The following is a 15,740-nucleotide window of genomic DNA, read 5'->3' as shown; positions in this document are numbered from 1 at the left end:
AAATACCTGGGCTTACTTACAAGTTATTGTCTCTCGCTTTCGACAGCATCGGCGAGCTCTCGCAAAGTCGAAAAATGGAAGTCCGGCGTCGTCACTACTTTCGGAACAGGCGTTCCACCGAAACCCTTGAGACCCTTTCGGCGCTCGATCCAGCAGACTTTGTACCCAAGCTCTTTAGCGACGCCTATATCGTGGTACTGGCTCTGGGCAACATGCAGGATTTCATCTTGCTTGAAACCAAATGCCGATTGGCGCCCAAGATTGTAGGAAAAGAAGCGTGGATCCGGTTTTGGATACCTTGCATCGTCAGCAGTGACGCTGTCGTGAAACGGGTTGCCGAGCTTGTTCGAATTGGCGCTGAAACCGACACGATCATAATTAGTCATCGCGACCAGTCTAAAGTGCCTACGCAATCGTCTGAGCGCTTCAGCGGAATCCTCGAATGCGGGAAAATCAAAAAAGTGGCTCTGGAATTTGTCCCCCGCGGCGCTGTCGTCCGACAGTCCAAGTTCTTTCGCAGCGTAGAGATAAACTTCGCGCATGACCTCGCTTGCGCGGCTAGGAAATTTCTCTCTTGCTTTCAGATAGGGCTGGAAAATCTGATCATCAGTCAGCGTCTTCGCAGCCTCTCCGCCTGCGGCGCGGAAACCATCCAGAATACCCTTCTCGAAGTCGATGCAGGTCCCGACGATATCAAAAGTCAGAACTTTAAAATTTTCGAAGGCCATGAATTGTCTCTCCTGTTCCGGGCAAAAGCCAGTTGTCGGGCTACAGTGGGATGCTTTTGGTCCTTCTATCAATTCCAATAATAATCACCTCTGGGGTTACATTTTGTAATGTCACATATTCGACGGCTCCTTCCCTCACTCAACGCACTCGTCGCTTTCGAAGCGGCAGTCCGATGCGGGACATTTGCAAACGCGGCACGCGAGCTTGGAGTTACAAGTCCCGCAGTCAGCCGCACCATCGGGCGCCTAGAGCTTCATCTCGGAATTCAGCTTTTCAAGCGAACGCCGACGGGAGCAGAACTAACTGAACATGGAAGTGATCTTTTTGCGGAAGTCTCGAAGAGCTTTTCAAACATTGAACGTGTTTTGGCTGGACTAAGACAAAATGCGCAAACGAAGCGACGTACAGTGCGAATATCAGTCTCGGGGGCTTTCGCTACGCATTGGTTTATGCCGAGGATGAACCAATTCCAAGCGCTGTTTCCTGATGTAGACATTCAGTGGCAACTGATCATTGGGCCGCTCGATTGTCCGGTTAACGACTCCGATATCGCGATGCGGTTCGATCCCAAAGTGGATGACCGGTATCGAATTTTTCCACTTATGCCAGAGCTTCTGTTGCCTGTGCGATCTCCTGCTTTCGATTCCAGTTCGACACAGTCCCAATCGGGTTTGAATCAGGTGATCACTCTTAGTGGGTCGCAGTTCAGGTGGGCAGATCTGTATTCCGTTGATGCACTGAAAGAGATAGCCCGGGAACTTCAATTCTCGGATTACAACGTCGTTGTACAGGCCGCGCTGATGGGACAAGGCAACGCTATCGGCTGGTTAAGCGTAGTGTCAACCTTGCTGGCCAACGGCTCGCTCGTTCCATCGCATCCTGTTGTGGTTTCGACTGGCCGAAGCTGTAATCTAGTGACTTCGATCAAACCGGATGAATGGTTCATTCGCGACATTTGCGACTGGATCATTGATGAATATCGACGGGATGTGAGAGAGATTAACAAAGCATACGAAGGACTGATCAACGAATTCTGAGATTTACCGTCCGTAGCGGCAATCCAAACTTCGCTGTCGCTTTGATCAAAAAGTAAATGGTCGCGGGTTTCTATCCGATGCGCGTATGATGTGCTCTTGACTGGCAATCAATCAGCGTACCCCCCTTTTCTTGGGGCTTGCTTTGCGGCTAACAGGCTTCTGTCGATGAGCGTCCTGCCGCGCTTCTCGCATGATAGCTGCTGCACTGGTCATCAGCTTGGTGACAATCGCCTCTTGCAATTCCGTTGGTTGAGCATGGAGATTATGTGGAGGTTGCGTGGAGACCTGCGGTTTATGGGTTGACGCGGCCCCTGTCAACGGTTTTCCCTAGCAGTAATATTGCCAGGAAAAACGCTATGGATAACCCGTTAGTACTCATCATCGAGGACGAACCCGAAATCGCCGAAATACTGGAGACGTACTTTATGCGGGAAGGCTTCCGCACGATTAATGCGGGTGACGGACCGACGGGCCTCGCACATCACCTGCGCCTCAAGCCTGACCTGATCGTCCTGGATGTCAAGCTGCCCGGACAGGACGGCTATGAAGTGCTGGCTGCCATTCGTCGACGTGACGATACACCGGTCATAATGGTTACGGCCCTTGCCGAAGATCTGGACAAACTGCAAGCCTTACGAATTGGCGCAGACGACTATGTCGTCAAACCATTTAATCCCCTGGAAGTCGTAGCGCGTGCAAAGGCGGTGCTGCGTCGCACAACCGGACGTACGGGAAGACAGCCGCTGCGTGTAGGGACCCTTACTGTCGATCCCGAGGCTTACACGGCGACAGTTGGCCAGTCCACCGGCGAGATAATTCTCGAACTTACCCGTACGGAATTTCGGCTACTTGCCTATATGGCAACTTCCCCAAATCGCGTCTTTGAACGCTCCGAACTGGTTGATGCCTGTCTACCAGAAGGAGAGGCGCTGGATCGAACAGTAGACAGCCATATCAGCAATCTGCGGCGCAAATTGGTCGCCGCAAACGCCGATGGTTTGCTTGTCGGGGTTCGAGGGGTCGGTTACCGTTTGGCGGTACGTCATGGCTAGAAGTCTGAATGCACAGATCGTTCGTGTTATGAGCGCATTAACGGTCGCCGCATTTGCCCTGATGGTTCTTGGCACAGTGGGATATTATACGTTCATCGACGGACTGTTTTATCCGGAGCCGGAAAGCGATAGATGGACCCTTGGAGACTTTGTTGTACTGGGTTTAATCCTTGCAATCAGTCTGGCGGCAGCGGCGGTTGTCGCGTGGTACCTGGCGCAGAGAATTGTACGACCGTTGAAGTCGGTCGCAGCCGCGGTTCATTCAATCGCGCGCGGCGACTTTTCGGCGCGCGCGGAGACTTTCGGACCAGCATACAACGAAGCGGAGAGCCTGATCGCGGACTTTAATGCGATGGCTGCCCGCCTGGAAAGCGCGGAAGCCGAACTGAAATATTCAAATTCGGCTATAGCGCATGAACTGCGCACACCACTGACTATTCTGCGTGGACGACTTCAGGGACTTTCGGATGGTGCCTTCGCCCCGAGTCCCGAATTATATGACCGCTTGATAGCCCATGTCGATGACCTGTCCCGTGTTGTTGAGGATCTGCGGATACTCGGCCTATCGAATGCTGGCAAGCTTGAGCTCCAACTGGATCAAATTGATCTCGCACAGGAGGTCGGATCCGTTATGGCTTCCGTGGAGCAAGACCTTGCAAAAGCAGATATTGTCATCGATGCCAGACTAGAGAGCGTGCTAATCCGAGCGGATCGCGCACGGATACGACAGGCGGTGTTTGCGCTTCTTGAGAACGTCCGACGCTACGCTCCAGGTTGCACGGTAACGATGTATACCGGCTACACAGACGACGGTGCGATAATTCGATGCTCCGACAATGGACCTGGGCTGCCAGCTGGGACTGAATATCGCGCTTTCGAGCGTTTCTGGCGCGCGGACGAGTCCCGCGGGCGCACAAGTGGTGGTTCGGGACTGGGCCTGCCAGTGATTCAGGCCATCGCTCGTGCTCATGGCGGCGATGCGATGATCGTGAGCAATGACGGGACGGGGCTTTCAATGGAGATACGGTTGTCTTCCAGGTAGGTACCCTCACTGCCGGATAATTGATCGTAGGCGAACGCGGGCCTCGTTCACCGCCAAACAAGCTCGTGTGCTGTGAGTTGGATTTGATAGCACTGACGATTATCCTCTTGCGCAATCTGCCTTTGCGTTATTGCCCAAGGGGCGGCAAAACGTTCACGTTTAAGCCAATCTCAAACCTCCACACGTGGAGTTCGCCGTATCAGACGAGTGTGCCAGCGAAACAATCGGGCTCAAAGCATATCGATCACCAGGACAGTTCATGCCAGTGATCGCGTGACCGTCAGTTGCGCTACCCCGCATCGTCCACAAAATCTGGATGTAGCTTCCACGGAAACTTTTGAGATCATTCTTAAAAAAGGAGATCCCGTCAAATCTAGCGAGGCTACACAAATTGGCAAGACGATCGCTGATAGAGCCCCTGGCCGTTGACCGGCTGGTATCACCCATTTCCATGCGGTTGAAAACGGCTGTCTCAACGCTTGTTTCTCTGGCTGTTTTGATCTCATTTCTCTTCGGACCGTTGATGTTGCTGACCCTAGCCAACAAGCCTCACGACGCACCCGTGAGCGACATTCGACTGACCTGCCTGTTCAGCTCGTCAAATGCCGTCCTCCCGCGATGCGCGTACTGAGATGAGCCAGTAGTTGTTTCAACGAATGGCGGAGCACGGCAATTCCAGTCCGACGATCAACTTATGTCCTCGATAGGTGGGCTCCAGTCCATACAATGTGACAACAATCTCAACCATTCCTCGACGGAACGGGTGCACTTGCTTCCTCAGTGGTAGCTACGGAACGACTTTCTGTTGTTGATCAAGCATCTGCGTGTCGCAGCTTCCATCTGATGGATGCATTCGCGAGAAACAACCGTCATAGACCCAACGGTCGTTGACACAGTTTCCCAATGATTTCTGAAACTTCGATAGGGTTAATCTTGCTGGTTAAAGGGATTCATTAGACGTGCAAGCTTCTTCTCAAGTTACCATCTTGACCTATCATTCAATAGCGTCAATTCCGTCGAGTAGTCCCTATCGCGGCTTGTTCGTGTCTCCAAAAAACTTTCAGCGGCAGATGAGCTGGCTTTCACGGTTGGGTTATATGGGGCTGTCTCTGCGCGAACTACAACCCTACATACTGGGCCAAAAAAGGGGAAAAGTATTCGGTATCACCTTTGATGATGGCTTTTGCAATGTGTTTGAAAACGCTCTTCCCGTGTTGAGGTCACTGGGATTCAGTTCCACATGCTTTTTCGTCAGCGGACAGATAGGCGGCTCCAACAAGTGGGACGAAACCAAGGAAATCCGTTTCGAGCAATGCATGTCCGCCGAACAAATTCGCGGCTGGGCGGATGCGGGCAATGAAATTGGAGCGCATACTGTTGATCATGTGAACCTGACTGATTTCGGTCCCGATGAGGCATTCGATCAGGTTTATCGCTCCAGAATGCACCTTGAAGAAATCTCGAAAGAGAGGGTTACGTCTTTCAGCTACCCTTATGGAGGTGTTTCCGCCGCGGTTCGGAATGTTGTTGCCAGGGCCGGGTTTAAACGCGCGGTGACGCTGGAAAAGGCGCAGGCAACTTCCCGCAACGACTCGCTTCTTCTGCCCCGTAGAAACGTCCGCCATAGCGATGGCTGGATTGCCGCATGCCGCAAGACGGTTTTTGGCTGATTGCACGTACAAGAGTTAAAGCGATGACTCCTACTATCCGTAAAATAGCAGTAGCCACTGTCACGCGTGGCCGCCCGTTGATGTTAAGCCGTCTGTTGGCTTCGTATGAGCGGATAAAAGTTCCTGAAGGCATTCAATTATGCTTTCTCATTGTCGAGAATAATGACGAAAAAACATTGCTGCCCGTCATACGGAACTTTCGCAATCGATTGTTACATCAAGTAACCTACATTCTTGAACCCGTTTTGGGAATCGCGGCTGCACGCAATCGCGCGATTGAGCAAGCGATAAGCGATGGATTCGATCTGCTGACCTTTGCAGATGACGATGAAGAAGTGGACAGCGATTGGCTGTTTGAACTGCTCAAAGAGCGGGACGCCGGGGACCTCGATATTGTTGGCTCTCCGGTACGTCTGGCGCCAGTCGGTGAAGAATGCTCAGAATGGAATAAAACAGTATGGAAAGCCGTAAACGACATAAATCTGAGGGCTGAGCAGCGCTGTATAAAGAGGAAGGCCCAGGGGCGGGCGGGCAACATCCGTCTGGCAACCGGCAGCTGGATGGGTAAACTGGAGTTTTTCAAACGGACCGGCTTAAGATTCAATGAGGAACTCGGCCTGGGAGGGGGGGAAGACTGGCAAATGTACGACGTGGCGAAACGCCTGGGAGCGAGAACCGGTTGGACACCTTATGCTGTAGCATATGAAAGCTTACCCCGAACGAGACTGTGTTTGAGCTATTATTACAGAAGGAACCGCGACCATGCGCGCATGGTTTTTCGCGAGCGCTATAAAGAAGATCCCATCGGTTCATTAATCCGACTGTCCGGATCGCTTGCAAGCCGCTTCTACAAATTTGTATTGGCTACTCTGAGGTTTCCCTTCAGGCCAGGAAATTCAATGCTCGCGTGTACCTACCATATAGGGAGTTCCGTTGGTTTGATTCAGGGCATGGTCGGAAAAAAATCCGATCATTATGCATCCATAGACGGAAGCTAGCTGTACTTTTGCGCGCTACGACCATCTCTTGGACCCGTATGATTGTGGTAAGGTAAGAGGGCAGGATATCTCATTGGCTGAGATGGCGATTGCCGGCACGGTGGACGCGCATCCGACTGACGTCTTCGTCGAGCACTCACCCAGCAAGGACTTGCTTTGTGCATTGTTTGCGTCATTTCAGTAGAACTCCCGCCAGATGCTTCGTGCCTCCTGAAAATCGGAACCGCCACATCCTTGTTTGACCCAAGAAAGGTCGCCTATCTGGAAAGCAAGGACGTTCGTTAGCCAGTCCATTTTCGGCTCGCTGCGGAGAACAGGGCTACCAAAGTTTTGATTACCGAAAAGCTGGGTCAGCGAGAACAATTCATGGTTCTTTCAGCTCCATCCAATCTCCACAAATCCTGCACCGAGACCGAACCAAACTAGGACATTGGGTTCAACCCAATAAGCTCGCGCTTTGCCACGCATTAAATGTCCGGAAAAATGAATGCAACTTAAAGACGCAATGATCACCCTTCTGGCCGGGCTGGCCTTGATTGGCTGTAGTGATGATGGCTCGTCGGAAACAAATGTTTCGCAAAGTGTTCCTCCTGCGCTGGTTGCCATCGTTTCAGTCAAGCCGGAAACCGTCACCGTCATTGACGAACTGCCCGGCCGGGTAGCCGCCTATCGTACTGCGGAAATCAGGCCACAGGTTGGTGGTATCGTTGAAAAAAGACTTTTCCAAGAAGGCTCTGAAGTTCACTCCGGCCAAGAGCTGTATCAATTAAGTGCGGCGCCGTTCAAGGCCGAGTTGGACAGCGCCGCTGCGGTGCTTCAGCGAGCCGATGCCGCACTTATTCGGTCACAGGCGAAATACGACAGAGCCAAACAGCTCATCGAAACCAAGGCAATCAGTCGCGACAACTTCGAGGAAGCCGTCGCGAACCTGGCTCAGGCCAAGGCCAACGTTGCCGAGGCCCGCGCTTCGTTGCAACGGCGTAAGCTTGACCTCGAATTCGCGACTGTTCGTGCTCCCATCTCGGGACGTATCGGGCATTCCATGGTCAGCGAAGGCGCTCTGGTATCTGTGTCCAGCACTGGCGCCATGGGAATCATTCAGCAGATCGACAAGGTCTTTGTTGATGTGCGACAACCCGCTTCACAGCTTGACGTGATCCGCGAGGCGGCAGATTCGGGGCAGCTGCACGACCCTTCGAATATTCCAGTTGAGATCCTTGGCGCAAGCGGCAAGCGTTATCCTGTCGCAGGCAAGGCGCTCTTTTCAGAAATCAGTGTTGATCCCGGTACCGGCAACGTTACGGTACGCGTGGAAGTGAACAATCCGGATGGTGTATTACTTCCGGGAATGTTTGTCCGAGCACGTCTGCCACGCGGCGTACGCAGCGACGCGCTCCTTGTCCCGCAGCAAGCGATTATTCGCGATCCGCTCGGGCATCCGCAACTTCTTGTCTTGAGCAATGACAAGACAGCGGTGCGCCGGCCAATTGAGATCGGGGAAACTGTCGACGGACGCACCATTGTTACAACTGGTCTCCGGGCAGGCGACGTTGTCGTGGTGCAAGGCCAGGATCGCGTACAGGAAGGTGTTCCGGTGCAAACAACTGATTTCGTCGCCCCACTGGTGCCAGGAAAGAACTGAGAGGGCTGTCGATAATGCCACAGTTTTTCATTAATCGCCCCATTTTTGCTTGGGTGATCGCCATCTTCATCGTGCTTTTGGGAATCATCGCGATCCCGCAGCTGCCGGTATCGCGGTTCCCAACGATTGCGCCGCCTAGTGTTAGTATCTACGCAACGTACACCGGTGCAACACCGCAGACTGTCAACGACAGTGTCGTCAGCCTGATCGAGCGCGAATTGTCGAGCGTCAAGAATCTTCTTTATTTCGAGTCGACTGCCGACACATCAGGTAGTGCAAATATAACGGTGACATTCAAGCCGGGCACCAATGCGGAGATGGCGCAAGTTGATGTCCAAAACCGCTTAAAGGCCGTGGAGCCGCGTCTTCCGGAATCTGTGCGACGAGCCGGGTTAACAGTCGAATCCGCGTCATCGAATTTTTTGATGATCGTTACGCTGACCTCGAAGGATGGCCGATTCAACGCCCTTGCGCTCGGCGACTATCTGACCAGAAACGTCGCGGAGGAATTGAAACGCATCCCGGGCGTTGGCCGCGTACAGTCGTTCGGCTCGGAAAAGGCAATGCGCGTCTGGGTAGATCCGGCGAAACTGGTTTCCTATTCGCTTTCGCTGGCGCAGGTCATCCAGGCCATCCAGACTCAGAACACTCAGATCGCTCCAGGTCGCGTTGGCGATGCTCCCACGGAGCCGGGCCAGAAGGTGAGCGTTCCACTTACGGTGCAAGGACAGTTGGGGACGCCTGAAGAATTCGCCGCAATCGTCTTGCGTTCGGAACCGGATGGGTCAAAACTTCTCCTCGGCGACGTCGCGCGTGTTGAGCTAGGTGCGCAGAGCTATGGCTTTTCGATCCTTAGTAATGGCCAGGAGGCAACAGCAGCTGCGATTCAGCTCACACCAGGAGCGAATGCCGTGCGTACGGCCGATGCAATACGAAGCCGACTTTCCGAGCTCGCGACTGCAATGCCTGATGGAATGGATTATGACATCTCGTATGACACGGCGCCGTTCGTCAAGATCTCGATAGAAAAGGTGATCCATACATTGCTCGAGGCAATGGTATTGGTCTTCCTTGTGATGCTGCTCTTTCTTCAAAAGATCCGTTACACCCTGATCCCGGCGATTGTCGCGCCTATCGCCCTGCTTGGCACCTTTGCCGTCATGCTGATGGCGGGTTTTTCGATCAACGTTCTAACAATGTTCGGCATGGTGCTGGCGATCGGCATTATCGTGGACGATGCTATCGTTGTGATAGAGAACGTGGAGCGCATCATGGCCAGCGAGGGGCTGGGACCCAGGCAAGCCACGCAAAAGGCAATGAACGAAATCACTGGCGCTGTGATCGGTATCACGCTGGTGCTGGCGGCGGTCTTTATTCCAATGGGCCTGTCGAGTGGCTCCGTCGGCGCCATCTATCGGCAATTCACGCTCTCAATGGCTGTTTCCATCCTCTTTTCTGCCTTTCTGGCACTAAGTTTGACGCCGGCGCTTTGCGCAACGTTGCTGAAACCAGTTGATCCTTCGCACCATGAGAAAAAGGGCTTCTTCGGTTGGTTCAACCGTGGTTTTGACCGGTTGACGACCGGTTATGCCGGCTGGCTATCCGTATTAATCCGTCGTGCCGGACGCATGATGATACTATATGCGTTTTTGCTTTCGGCGCTCGCGTACGGCTACACACGAATACCGTCCGCCTTCGTGCCCCAGGAAGACCAGGGCAGCATTATGACCTCTTTCTCTCTTCCAGCTGACGCCACAGAAGAGCGTACTCGCAGCATTGTAAGCATCTATGATCGTCATGTTGCTTCCCGGCCAGACGTCGTCAACAATCTGTCAATTCTTGGCTTTGGCTTTTCCGGTTCTGGGCCGAACGCGGCGATGTCGTTCACCACGCTGAAGAACTGGTCCGAGCGAACAACTACAGTCGACGAGGAAATTGAGGCGGCCGCGGCGGCGATGGAGAGAATTCCAGAGGGAACTGTCATGACGTTAAAGCCGCCGTCGATCGAAGAACTGGGGACCACCTCGGGCTTTTCCCTACGCCTTGAGGACCGTGCCAACCGCGGTAAGGATGCCCTTCAGGGCGCACAGGATCAACTGCTCAATCTTGCGGCAAAGAGCAAACTCGTTACCAGCGTTTACCCTGAGGGCTTGCCGGCAGGGCCGAGCGTATCGCTCAGGATCGATCGTCAGAAAGCGGAGGTGCTGGGTGTGCCGTTTAGCATGATCAGCGACACTCTTTCGTCTGCCATAGGATCCACCTATGTCAACGATTTCCCCAACGCTGGACGTCTGCAGCAGGTGATCGTTCAGGCAGAAGCTGCAAACCGCATGCAAGTCGAGGACGTCTTGAAACTTTACGTGCGCAACAATGCCGGCGGGATGGTTGCTCTCTCGGAAATGGTCACGGCGGTATGGGAAGCCAGCCCGCTGCAACTCGTGCGCTATAATGGCTATCCTGCTGTGCGTATCGCGGGAAATGCGGCGCCCGGGGTTTCCAGCGGTACGGCCATGGCCGAAATGGAGCGGCTTGCCTCGCAACTGCCGCAAGGTTTCGTGGTCGAGTGGACAGGGCAATCCTTCCAGGAGAAGCAGTCAGCTTCGCAGGCACCAATGCTGCTAGCAATTTCGATGCTAGTCGTCTTCCTCGTTCTGGCTGCACTTTACGAGAGCTGGTCTATACCACTTTCGGTGATGCTAGTCGTGCCGCTCGGAATCATCGGTGCTGTTTTGGCAGTGTCACTGCGTGGCCTTGAGAACGACGTTTTCTTCAAGGTCGGTCTAATCACTATCATTGGCCTATCGGCCAAAAACGCTATCCTTATCGTGGAGTTTGCCAATAACCTGCGGGCCGCCGGGAAGAGCCTTGATCAATCGGTGGTCGAAGCCGCCAGGATGCGTTTGCGGCCAATCATTATGACGTCTCTTGCCTTCGCGCTTGGTGTGGTTCCCTTGATGATTGCCCAGGGAGCAAGTGCTGAAACCCAGCACGCGATTGGCACTGGCGTCTTTGGCGGAATGGTATCGGCTACTGTATTGGCAATTCTATTTGTTCCCGTCTTCTACGTTGTGGTCATGAGGCCGTTCAGTCGTCGTGCTGCCGTTACTGAAGCAATTGTAAACCCACTGCCCCCCGGAGCTCCATCCGAAACCGGTTTCGAAGAGCGTTGATGTAGCGGACCATTCGCTTTCCCCGCTGGCAAAACAACTTTGATGCAAAACCATCGTGGTAAATTTGATTGTCGATGATGGGCCCGCGAGCACTGCTGCCAGAAGGAAAAAGCCATGTTTGATCAGTTCGATAAGGTCGAAGAAACTCCGTATGAGGAGCTGGCACAGCACGTTTCGCTCCGTAGGGTACTCGGGCTGTTCAAATCGTATTTCAGACAGCTGACGGTGGTGCTTATTCTCATCCTGTTGTCTTCGGTAGCCGGGATCGCAGCGCCTTTTCTAGTACGTGCCATCATCGACCAGGCGCTACCAAGCGGCAATCTCAAACTGTTGATGCTCCTAACAGGAGGACTGGTTGCCCTCGCTTGTCTGGGCACGGCGATCGGTGTGCTTCAGGTGCTAATTACTTCGAAAATCGGGCAGGCGATCATGCATGATCTAAGGGTCCGGGTCTATGCGCACCTTCAGTCCCTCTCGCTACGCTTTTTCACAACTGCTCGGACTGGCGAAGTTCAGTCGCGGATAGCCAGCGACATCGGTGGCCTTCAGGCGCTCGTCACCCACACAGTCAGCCAACTCACCCGAAATATAAGTGTTGTGGTTATGACCATGGCCGCCATGCTGGCGCTCGAATGGCGCCTGGCACTTTTCTCCTTTCTCGTCCTTCCGCTTGCAATCTGGATAAGCCAGCGTGTCGGGCAACTACGCGAAGAACTTACCTATGAACAGCAGCAGCGGATTGCCGACATGTCCTCGTCCGTACAGGAACAGCTTTCGGTTTCAGGTATCATTCTCGCTCGTTCGATGGGGCGTACTGATCATCTGACACGGCGGTTCATCCGCACCTCCGAAAGTGTTGCAGCACTCGAAGTGCGCTCCCATACTGCGGGCCAGTGGCAATGGGGCGTGATTGACATGGTGCTCCAGACCCTGCCAGCTTTGACCCTGCTGCTGGGTGGCCTTCTTATGGATCAGAGCTTGGGCACCGTTACCATAGGTACGCTTGTCGCCATGATTGCGCTGCAAGAACAGTTACTCTGGCCGCTTGAAGAGGTGCTTGAGTCTGGCGTCCAGATGCGAACGACGCGAGCGTTGTTCGCCCGAGTATTCGAGTACCTTGACCAACCGGTCGAAATCAAAGAGCATCCTCATCCAGTTATTCTTGATCGTGAACGCATCCGGGGGGCTGTCAGGCTCGATGGGGTGCGCTTCGCCTATGACAAGGGCTTAGCACCCACAATTGACGATGTTTCCATCGACATTCCCGCTGGCTCTCACACAGCGATCGTCGGCGCCACCGGGTCGGGGAAAACCACGCTCGGGTATCTATTGGCACGACTCTACGACGTGGACGCTGGATCCATCTGCTACGATGGCGTCGACGTTCGTAACCTCAGTTTCCAATCCCTGACAGATATACTGGGGATTGTCACACAGGATCCGTATCTTTTCAATGCAAGCGTGGCTGAAAATCTGCGCTTTGCAAGGCCGGACGCCACGGATACAGACTTGGTAACAGCCGCCAAAATTGCTCAGATACATGATATGATAACGGCGCTGCCTGCCGGGTACGATACTCTGGTGGGGGAGCGCGGCTACCGATTTTCCGGCGGGGAAAAACAGCGTCTAACACTAGCGCGAACAATTTTGCGAAATCCCCGCGTTTTGCTCCTGGATGAGGCAACAAGCGCACTGGATGCTGCTACGGAGCGCGCGATGTCGAATGCGCTCTCGTCGTTAGGAAGGGACCGCACAATCATCACTATAGCTCACCGGCTCTCCACAGTGCGGCACGCGGATCAAATCGTTGTAATGGACAAAGGGCGAATAGTGGAACGCGGGAGCCATGCAGAATTGATCGCCCTGGGCGGAGTTTATGCCAAACTGGTGCGCTCCACCACTTGAAAACACGGCTGTGAAATAGAACAAGGTACTAGATGATCGCATCGCCGCCTTTGCGGATCTCAGGCGCTTATGTCCGATTCTGATAGATAAAATCGGCCGTTCCTCTAGCGGCCCCAATCCTGTCGTTAGAATCCAACGATCTTTGACTGGCAATCTGGAGTTGGAGCTACGTCATTTACAAGGAACGGGTCGAGCTTGTTAATGACTAAATCAGAATTCCCCACGCGGTCTGCCCAAGTTCAGCGCGTATCGTGTGAAACGAAGCTGACCGCTGCGCGTCAACGCCTCTTTTTCGACCAGGTCCTGCAAATCGCGGGTGGCGGTGGCGCGCGACGTGCGGGTGATGGCGAGATAGTTGTCCGCGCTGAGGCCACCGATAAAGCCATCCGGCCCCGCCTCGAACAGACGCGCAATGACTTTCTCCTGACGAGGATTGAACGCTCCCCTGTACCGGTCGTAGAAATGTGCCTTGGCGATGTAAAAGGCGACACGATCCAGCGTTGTTTGTTGAGCCGCCAGCACGGTTTGGGAAAACCATACCAACCATTCGGTGACGTCGAGGGTCCGCTGATGGGTTTCCAGCTGATCGTAATAGGCCTTCCGTTGCTGTTCGATGGTAAAGCTCAGCATGATCAGGCTCGGCTGCCCTAGCGACTGTGCCAGTGCTTTTTCGGCGAGTGCGCGACCAAGCCGTCCATTGCCGTCCTCGAATGGATGAATGCTTTCGAACCACAGATGGCTAAGGCCGGCGCGAGTAAGCGCGGGGAGGGGCGTACCGCCGGTCAGAGCGCTTGCGTTGAACCACGATATGAACCGATGCATTTCTTCCGGTACTTGCGCTGATGGCGGCGCCTCGAAATGAATCGTCGGGCGGCCCAACTGGCCAGAGACGATCTGCATATCGTCGGAGTGGCTGCGATAAGCACCGATGCTTTCCAGATGCCGACTGCCTGCCATTAACATGGTATGCCACCGAAACATTGTCGCGTCATCAAGCGGCAGGGCATAGGTGCCATAAACGTCGACCGTCATTTCCGCGATGCCGTGTTCACGTGGTTGCACCGAACGCCGGTCCGTATCCAAGCCAAGCTGCCGTCGCAGTGATGACTGGACGCTTAAGCGATCCAATGTTTCGCCTTCGATCGCGCTCGTCTTGATCGCTTCGTCGCTCAAGAGTTCGATGCGCAACCGGTCGCGGTCGTCGGGATCGATGTGACGCACAGCGCCGATGACTTCGCCGGAGGTGAGCAGAAATCGCTGTTCCAGTGCTGCTAGTGCAGACGTGTCATAGCGAAAATGCGGCCAATCAGGCTGTGTCCAGTTCCAGGGCATGAGCGATAGTATCCATTTTTATCGCTCTCAATATCATATATTTATGAGTAATAGAAGGCGTCCCTATTGCTCACCACCCTAATTGCGGAGAAGTGCGCGTCCGCACTGCGCGGAGTCATTGGCGTAGCATTCCTACAGGTTCTACAGCGGTCATTGCGCTTATCCTGGACTAAAGCCTGAGATGGGTGTTAAAGGACTGGCAGATTTCGGCTCTATTGCTGCCGTTCAAGCCCCGAAGAATTCATTCCTGACTAGTAATCAGCACATCGCTTATTGCGGGGACAGTGGTTCATATCCATTCAAGGCGTATAGAGTCATATCGTTGAGAGCGGCAACCGGAGCCCATTGCCTACTTACCTATCGAAGCAGTGACGGTTGGGAATATTCATAATTCCCCTGTGAGGTTGGAGTGCACCCCGTTTCACCGGACACGTCGGCTAGGTTGATTCAGCCCTGATGAACTGCCGAGGGGAAGCCATCTTGAGCGCGGAATGGGGATGAATTTCATTATAGTCTTCAATCCATCCATCGATGAGACTGAGCGCCGTTTCGGCGTCCGGTAGTGCCGAGATACGGATGTAATCCCGCTTCAGGGTTTTAACGAATGCCTCGGACATTCCGTTCGACTGCGGGCTGGCCACCGGCGTGAAGCAGGGCGTCAGATTGAGTGCTTGAGCAAACAGCCTCGTGTCCCGCGCGGTATAAGCCGAGCCGTTGTCAGAGAGATGCTCGATAGCATGCGGCGCTCGTGTTGCATGGAAGCGTTTCTCGACCGCCTCCAACATGATGTCACGCATGTCTGAGCCGGAGATGCCAGCATTTGCGACCGCTGTCCAGGCAATGATCTCGCGGTCGAATGCGTCGATGATGAAGGCGAGACGAATGACCTCGCCATTCCAGCAGGTGAACTCCAGACCGTCCGAGCACCAGCGCAGGTTGGAGCGCATAACCATGACCTTACCGTCATGGATGCGGCCCTTGCGAACGGCGGTATGCTTCTCCAGCAGCATGGAGTGGTTGCCCATGATGCGATGGACCCGTTTGGCGTTGACCACAGGCTTATCGGCGGCCCGCCTTTCGCGATTGAGGAGCGCGGCGATCCGCCGATAGCCATAGGTTGGCCTTTGATCCACCAGCCTGCGAATGGTGGGCAGAAGCTCTGC

The 15,740-nt window shown here is 54.0% G+C and carries 11 protein-coding genes; 8 read left to right on the top strand and 3 right to left on the bottom strand.

Annotated features, from left to right (window positions below; genetic code table 11):
• Positions 1 to 23: 23 nt before the first annotated feature.
• Positions 24 to 728 carry an HAD-IA family hydrolase gene (locus ACOWVS_RS21225; protein WP_075042243.1) on the bottom strand — a complete coding sequence of 235 codons (705 nt, stop codon included), beginning with the start codon at positions 726 to 728 and terminating at the stop codon, positions 24 to 26.
• A gap of 108 nt (positions 729 to 836) precedes the next feature.
• Here ACOWVS_RS21225 and ACOWVS_RS21220 point away from each other — a divergent pair, with 108 nt between their 5' ends.
• From ACOWVS_RS21220 to ACOWVS_RS21185, 8 genes are all read left to right on the top strand, one after another.
• Positions 837 to 1,766, top strand: a complete 930-nt coding sequence (locus ACOWVS_RS21220; protein WP_075042242.1) for a LysR family transcriptional regulator — start codon at positions 837 to 839, stop codon at positions 1,764 to 1,766.
• A gap of 356 nt (positions 1,767 to 2,122) precedes the next feature.
• Positions 2,123 to 2,818, top strand: coding sequence for a response regulator (locus tag ACOWVS_RS21215; RefSeq protein WP_075042241.1), 696 nt, complete (start codon positions 2,123 to 2,125; stop codon positions 2,816 to 2,818).
• On the top strand, positions 2,811 to 3,860 hold the full coding sequence (locus ACOWVS_RS21210; protein WP_075042240.1) for an ATP-binding protein: 1,050 nt from the start codon (positions 2,811 to 2,813) through the stop codon (positions 3,858 to 3,860). The genes ACOWVS_RS21215 and ACOWVS_RS21210 overlap by 8 nt, the downstream gene beginning before the upstream one ends.
• A gap of 1,070 nt (positions 3,861 to 4,930) precedes the next feature.
• Entirely contained in the window at positions 4,931 to 5,530 is a 600-nt protein-coding gene (locus ACOWVS_RS21205) for a polysaccharide deacetylase family protein (RefSeq protein WP_247644450.1), read from the top strand.
• Positions 5,506 to 6,528 (top strand): glycosyltransferase family 2 protein, encoded by a 1,023-nt coding sequence (locus ACOWVS_RS21200; RefSeq protein WP_247644449.1) that lies wholly within the window; start codon positions 5,506 to 5,508, stop codon positions 6,526 to 6,528. The genes ACOWVS_RS21205 and ACOWVS_RS21200 overlap by 25 nt, the downstream gene beginning before the upstream one ends.
• 487 nt (positions 6,529 to 7,015) lie before the next feature.
• Positions 7,016 to 8,170: an efflux RND transporter periplasmic adaptor subunit gene (locus ACOWVS_RS21195; protein WP_075042238.1), complete on the top strand. Its 1,155-nt coding sequence runs from the start codon at positions 7,016 to 7,018 to the stop codon at positions 8,168 to 8,170.
• Positions 8,171 to 8,184: 14 nt separating this feature from the next.
• Complete coding sequence (locus ACOWVS_RS21190; RefSeq protein WP_075042237.1) at positions 8,185 to 11,340, top strand: efflux RND transporter permease subunit; 3,156 nt, start codon at positions 8,185 to 8,187, stop codon at positions 11,338 to 11,340.
• Between the two features lie 114 nt (positions 11,341 to 11,454).
• Positions 11,455 to 13,245 (top strand): ABC transporter ATP-binding protein, encoded by a 1,791-nt coding sequence (locus tag ACOWVS_RS21185; RefSeq protein WP_075042236.1) that lies wholly within the window; start codon positions 11,455 to 11,457, stop codon positions 13,243 to 13,245.
• A gap of 210 nt (positions 13,246 to 13,455) precedes the next feature.
• On the opposite strand, the gene ACOWVS_RS21180 is transcribed toward ACOWVS_RS21185, so the two are convergent.
• Both ACOWVS_RS21180 and ACOWVS_RS21175 read right to left on the bottom strand, forming a co-directional pair.
• Complete coding sequence (locus ACOWVS_RS21180) at positions 13,456 to 14,577, bottom strand: Fic family protein (RefSeq protein WP_075042235.1); 1,122 nt, start codon at positions 14,575 to 14,577, stop codon at positions 13,456 to 13,458.
• Between the two features lie 437 nt (positions 14,578 to 15,014).
• Positions 15,015 to 15,740 (bottom strand): IS3 family transposase (locus ACOWVS_RS21175; RefSeq protein ID WP_420973140.1); only part of this gene is annotated, 726 nt, incomplete at its 5' end.

Source organism: Brucella sp. IR068 (assembly GCF_049065885.1).
GTDB lineage: Bacteria > Pseudomonadota > Alphaproteobacteria > Rhizobiales > Rhizobiaceae > Brucella > Brucella intermedia.
Note: the sequence above shows the minus strand (reverse complement) of the source record. Positions and strands in the feature narration are given on the sequence as shown.